Source organism: Methylomagnum sp. (assembly GCF_054333355.1).
Genome location: NZ_JBTEKS010000303.1, coordinates 1 through 5,378, shown reverse-complemented (window position 1 = coordinate 5,378; position 5,378 = coordinate 1). Strand labels below are relative to the sequence as shown.

Here is a 5,378-nt window from a genome sequence, read left to right as displayed (position 1 = left end):
TAAGAAAGGATCGTAGGGACTTGGGCTTGATTTTACCCTGTGGACTTTGAAGTAACAATTATGAACAGTATACTTATAGCACCTTGGGAACATCTCTAATAGATATGCTTCCTGCCGCACTAAGTCGAATATTTTCAATGTAGAGTGAGGCAGGCGCACACCACGAGAAATCTAATATCCTCGTCGGTATGGTAAGCCCAACACCGCGCATGGTCCTGCGAATGTACGCCTAACCCACCTTACAAAACGGCTTTTGGGTTCTTTCACACCTGTCTCCCATCAAGCCTTGCCGGGCCACGCAAGGCTTGCTTTCAGCGCCGCTTGATCCGCCTCGATCAAGGACAATCCCGCTCAATCAGCGGCTTTGCCAGTTCCCTTCGATCTTCTTTCCCAGCCCCCCGATTTTCCGCGCTCAATCAGTGCGCGGGAGAGGCCGGAACCATTCGCGCCTTTCTTCCCATCTTGAAAATAACGCCAAAAAATCCCCTTGCCCTGATTGACAGGGCCAGTTATCCGGGTCTATAGTTTCGACGCGAAACGACGTTATTGAGCGCCTTTCATTCGGCCATGAAATAACCCGTGTCATGGGTTAATCATGGCTGAATGATCTTTTTAATGTATTTCGTTGTTAATCACGTCCGCTTCAAATCAGCGGCATTGATAAGCTGTGCCTTGAGCCGCCTATTGCCGCGATTAATCAAAATCAGAGGAGGTATCCAATGAGCGCTAATGTTCAGCCGAACAAAGATTATTTCTGGCTTTATGTGGCTGGTGCGGCCATGGCTGCCGTGCTGGTTATCGTCATGGTCAAGCTAAGCGAGAACGATAAATACGACCCCATCCGCCAGCAGCAGACAGAAGAAGCGGCCCAGATGAACATCCGGGTTTTGAATTAATTGCAGGGCTTGCTGTGGCCATCATTAGGAGGAACCATTATGAATAAAGCGGCCTGGTATCTTCAATCCTTTTGCCTCTCTGTCGCGCTGGCGGTTTTTTCCGGCGCGGCGGTTTCGGCGGACTACATCTACCGCGATTTAATGGGCAATACCTTGCCCCCACAAAAATGCGCCGCTAAATCAGAGGCCGAACATAAGGCGTCCGACACGTATAACGTCGATAAATTCGCGAAACGGTTTTGCGAAACCCAGGGTTACGGCTGGCATGTCTCCGAGCAGAAAAACCACGGCAAACTGGTTTGTGATGAATGCGGCAGTAATTCGGGCGAGGCGAAATACAAATGCCACATGGAGGATGTGGTGGTGGCCTGCAAGCGGCTCAAGCCCGGCTCGGTGGGATTATTTCCCGGCGAAGGATAAGGGAATCATGAAAACCGGGTGGAGATAGGTCCACCCGGTTTTCGACCGGCGGTTTATTAGCACCATGGCTGGTTTTTTTACACCGGGGCCGGGCGTCGTTTTAATGGGCGGGTTTATAGAAAGTCGTTAAGAATCAACGGCTGTAAAAGTTTGCGAGGTGGCACGCTCATCGCATCTTTGCAGGAATTTAATGGCTTCCTGCATCCCTTATGAACTCACCATCCCGCACCTTACCCAAAACCGGGTTGCCCGGACTCGTGGAAAACTGGAGGTCCGACCTGACCTCCGGTTTCCTGGTATTTCTCATCGCTTTGCCGTTGTGCCTCGGCATCGCCATGGCCTCGGGGTTTCCGCCCATGGCCGGCATCATTTCCGCCGTGATTGGCGGCGTGGTGGTGTCCCGGCTGAGCGGCTCCCACGTCACCATCAACGGCCCGGCGGCGGGACTCATCGTGGTGATTTTGTCTGCCGTGCAGTCCTTGGGCCAGGGCGACGCCATCGCGGGCTATCACTACACCCTCGCTGCCATCGCCGTGGCGAGCGTGCTACAAATCCTGATGGGCCTGTTCAAGGCGGGCAAGCTCAACGCCTATTTCCCCGCGTCGGTGGTGCATGGCATGTTGGCCGCCATCGGCATCATCATCATGGCGAAGCAGATTCACACCCTGCTGGGCGTGAGGCCGGAAGCCAAGGAAATCATCGACACGATTCTGGAAATTCCCCATAGCGTTGTGGAATTGAACCCGGAAGTGGCGTTCATCGGATTCGTGGGGCTGGTCATCATGATCGCCTGGGCCTTTGTCAGGAATCCCTATTTGAGGATGATCCCGGCACCCTTGATCGTGGTGGCGGTGGGCATGGCTTTGGAGCGCTATTTCGACCTGGATCATGAACACGTCTATATGTTTTTGCCCCATCAGGAATTCCTGCCCCACCACGAGTACACCGTGGGGCCGAAGTTCTTGGTGGCGATTCCGCAAAACGTAATGGCCAGCTTTTATTTCCCTGATTTCGGCAAGATCGCGACGCCGGCGTTCTGGGGCGCGGTGATTTCCATCTGCTTGGTGGGTAGCTTGGAATCCCTGTTGAGCGCCACCGCCGTGGACAAGCTCGATCCCTACAAGCGCTATTCCAACCTGAACCGCGACCTCACCGCCATGGGCGTGGGCAACCTGCTGGCTAGCTCGGTCGGTGGCCTGCCGATGATTGCCGAGATTGTCCGTTCCTCCGCCAATGTCAACGACGGCGCCAAGACTGGCTGGTCCAATTTCTTCCATGGCTCGTTCTTGGCGTTGTTCGTAGTGTTCTTCCCCCACTTGATCCATGAGATTCCCTTGGCCTCGCTGGCTGCGCTGCTGGTCTACACCGGCTTCCGGTTGGCCTCGCCTAAGGAGTTCGCCAAGACCATGGATATTGGCAAGGAGCAGCTATTCCTGTTCTGCGTCACCATCGTCGGGGTGCTGGCCACCGATTTGTTGGAGGGGGTGTTGATCGGCATTTTCGCCAAGCTGCTGATTCACGTCATTCAGGGCGTGGACATTCGGAATCTGCTGAAGATTTCCTACGAGGTTGAGCAAGCCGATACCAACACTTACCACATCCGGGTGAGTGGCTCGGCGATTTTCTCCAACTTCATCGGTTTGAAGAGTGACGTGTCGGAATTGCCGGACGGCAAGACGGTCATTTTCGACCTATCCGAAGCCTATTTGGTGGACCACACCGTGATGGAGTTCATCGACCACTACCGCCACGATTACAACGACCGGGGCGGGCGCTGCGAAATCCACGGCTTGGAGCAGCACGAGCCCTATTCCGATCATCCGCTGGCGGCGCGGCGGCGGAAAGACGCGGGGAGCGCCTCGCCCGATGATCCCCGGGCGAGGCGGCGGAACAGCGGCGCCAACGGTTCCAAGGCCAAAACCCTCGCCTAAACCCTGCCGATAAATAGTTTCGCTGGGCGTCGCGCCTGAGGGCGCGACGCCTTTTTATTTTCTATAGGACTTGCGCAGAAACGCGATTTGTTCCCTCGCCCTCTGGGAGGGGGTTAGGGCGAGGGGATTGAAAAATAAGGATTTTTCCTTTTTGATCCCCTCATCCCAGCCTTCTCCCAGAGGTAGAAGGGGCCAAATGCGTAAGCCCTATTCTATTAGCCCTGCTCCAGCAATAGCTCCACCTCGCCCACCCGCCGTTCCGCGTCAATGCGGAAGCCGCGCAGTTCCAGCACGCCCTTGGTGTTCAGCGAAATAATGAGATACAGCGCGTCCGGGTAGGCCGCGAGTTCCAAGTCCGTGGCCGAGGGTTCGGCGGGGGCGACGGGGTGGGAATGGAAGATGGCGCACATCGTTTCGCCCCGTTCGGCCATCCGGCGCAGGGCGCCGATGCGTCCTTCCGGGTCCAGGGAAAAGCGGATGTGCGGCGGCTCGGCGACGTTCTTCACCGGGTGGCAGGTGGCGGGAAGCCCATCTTTGGCGCCGACCAGCCCGCATACTTCCACCTCCGGCGAGGACTGGGCGTAATGCAGCAATTGGTTGACCAGATGGCGGGGCAGGGCGATGGTTTCGCTAGGCATGAGGCGGTCCATTGAGCAGCGGTTGATGATTCAGCGCCAGCGGGCGGTGGTGGCGCGGCGGTGGCCTTGCAAGTCGAGGTGATGGGCGATCTCGCCGTAGCCGTACCCGGCCAACAGCGCCGCCAGATTATCGGCCTGATCGTAGCCGTGTTCTAGCAGCAGCCAGCCGCCCGGTTTCAGACGGTGGCGGGCCGTGTCGGCGATGGCGGTCAGTGCGTCCAATCCATCCGGGCCGGATGTCAGGGCCAACGGCGGCTCGAAGCGTAAATCGCCTTGCGCAAGATGCGGGTCTAGCTCCGCGATATAGGGCGGGTTGCTGACGATGAGGTCGAAGCGCCCGTCCTCCGGCACAGCGGCAAACCAGTCGCCGAGTGCAAAGTGGATGTTCTGCACGCCATGGCGGGCGGCATTGTCGCGGGCTATGCCCAAGGCTTCGGGGCTGAGGTCAGTGGCGACGACTTGAGCCAGCGGGCGTTCGGCGGCGAGGATGACGGCGATGATGCCGGTGCCAGTGCCAAGGTCGAGGATGTCGGCGGGCTGATGGGCCGGGATGAAATTCAGGGCTAGTTCGATGAGCAATTCCGTATCCGGGCGGGGAATCAGCACGCCGGTCCGGACGATGAAGCTCCGCGACCAGAACTCCCGCTCGCCGACGAGGTAGGCGACCGGCACGCCCGCCGCCCGCTGTTCAATCAATGCCTGGAACCGCTGTGCCTGTTCGGGATTGAGCGGGCGCTCCGGCCAGGCACGTAGATAGCTGCGGTCCCGGTCCAGCACGGCCATGAGCAGGACTTCGGCGTCGAGGCGCGGGGTGTCGCTAAGCGCGGACAGGCTGGCAAGGGCGGATTGGAGGGCTTGGGCGATGGTCTGCGTCATGCCGCTTGGTGAGCGATGGCGTCGCGGTACACGGCGCGTAGGTGTTCCGGCAGCAACTCGGCGGGATAGCTGCCCGAGCGGAGCTTACCGAGATGCCACCACCATTTGGTGATGGGCTGAGCAGGGTTGTCGGTAATCAGGTAATTGGCGATGGCTTCAAACTGGACGATGCTGTCCACCGCGTCGGTATCTAGTTCGTGAAGTTCGTGGGTGATCTCAGGCGATAGATCAACGGACGACAAATTTTCCCGTGCTTCCCGCAGAATCGGCCCTTCCCCATCGTCCAAAGCAAACCTGGCCTCCCGACGGTAGCTGGCTAGCGGATCATCAAATCGCTCATCTGTCATAAGGGTTCTTTATACAGTTCAAGTTCAGCTTCGGTGAATTGGTACACCGAAATACGATGACCTATGTCATCTACAATGGCTAATCGTCCTTCCAGTTTCGACAAGATGATGAATCGGTGTTCGCCACGCCGGTGAATGTCGGCGCTAGGGTCGCTCAATACGCGGTCGAAACGCTCGTCCAATTCCGCAGGTGAACGCAACGAATCGTTGAACAGGAGGTAGGCCGGAATAAGCCCCTTTGAGCGGCACGCGAGAAGAGGCGTTTCCGGC

7 protein-coding genes are annotated in these 5,378 nt (G+C 57.7%); 3 read left to right on the top strand and 4 right to left on the bottom strand.

Going from position 1 to position 5,378, the window contains the following annotated elements:
• Positions 1-719 precede the first annotated feature (719 nt).
• The 3 genes from ACXWUF_RS17820 to ACXWUF_RS17810 all read left to right on the top strand — a co-directional run bounded on the left by ACXWUF_RS17820 (position 720) and on the right by ACXWUF_RS17810 (position 3,247).
• The gene (locus ACXWUF_RS17820; RefSeq protein ID WP_458495963.1) at positions 720-896 is read left to right on the top strand and encodes a hypothetical protein; all 177 of its coding nucleotides are present in this window, start codon (positions 720-722) and stop codon (positions 894-896) included.
• Between the two features lie 39 nt (positions 897-935).
• Positions 936-1,316: a hypothetical protein gene (locus ACXWUF_RS17815; RefSeq protein WP_458495962.1), complete on the top strand. Its 381-nt coding sequence runs from the start codon at positions 936-938 to the stop codon at positions 1,314-1,316.
• Positions 1,317-1,525: 209 nt separating this feature from the next.
• The gene (locus ACXWUF_RS17810) at positions 1,526-3,247 is read left to right on the top strand and encodes a SulP family inorganic anion transporter (RefSeq protein WP_458495961.1); all 1,722 of its coding nucleotides are present in this window, start codon (positions 1,526-1,528) and stop codon (positions 3,245-3,247) included.
• 215 nt (positions 3,248-3,462) lie between these two features.
• Here ACXWUF_RS17810 and ACXWUF_RS17805 read toward each other — a convergent pair whose 3' ends face one another.
• The 4 genes from ACXWUF_RS17805 to ACXWUF_RS17790 all read right to left on the bottom strand — a co-directional run.
• A complete protein-coding gene (locus ACXWUF_RS17805; protein WP_458495960.1) occupies positions 3,463-3,885 on the bottom strand; it encodes a Mov34/MPN/PAD-1 family protein in 423 nt (140 codons plus the stop codon).
• A gap of 30 nt (positions 3,886-3,915) precedes the next feature.
• A complete protein-coding gene (gene prmC / locus ACXWUF_RS17800) occupies positions 3,916-4,761 on the bottom strand; it encodes a peptide chain release factor N(5)-glutamine methyltransferase (RefSeq protein WP_458495959.1) in 846 nt (281 codons plus the stop codon).
• Entirely contained in the window at positions 4,758-5,108 is a 351-nt protein-coding gene (locus ACXWUF_RS17795) for a hypothetical protein (RefSeq protein ID WP_458495958.1), read from the bottom strand. Before ACXWUF_RS17795 ends, prmC begins: the two co-directional genes overlap by 4 nt.
• Positions 5,105-5,378 (bottom strand): hypothetical protein (locus ACXWUF_RS17790; RefSeq protein ID WP_458495957.1); only part of this gene is annotated, 274 nt, incomplete at its 5' end. The genes ACXWUF_RS17790 and ACXWUF_RS17795, both read right to left, overlap by 4 nt.

Excerpts from the sequence above, each read along its gene's own strand:
- ACXWUF_RS17810 (WP_458495961.1), top strand. The coding sequence starts at position 1,526 with ATGAACTCACCATCCCGCACCTTACCCAAAACCGGGTTGCCCGGACTC.
- ACXWUF_RS17820 (WP_458495963.1), top strand. The coding sequence starts at position 720 with ATGAGCGCTAATGTTCAGCCGAACAAAGATTATTTCTGGCTTTATGTG.
- ACXWUF_RS17815 (WP_458495962.1), top strand. The coding sequence starts at position 936 with ATGAATAAAGCGGCCTGGTATCTTCAATCCTTTTGCCTCTCTGTCGCG.
- ACXWUF_RS17805 (WP_458495960.1), bottom strand. The coding sequence starts at position 3,885 with ATGCCTAGCGAAACCATCGCCCTGCCCCGCCATCTGGTCAACCAATTG.
- prmC (WP_458495959.1), bottom strand. The coding sequence starts at position 4,761 with ATGACGCAGACCATCGCCCAAGCCCTCCAATCCGCCCTTGCCAGCCTG.
- ACXWUF_RS17795 (WP_458495958.1), bottom strand. The coding sequence starts at position 5,108 with ATGACAGATGAGCGATTTGATGATCCGCTAGCCAGCTACCGTCGGGAG.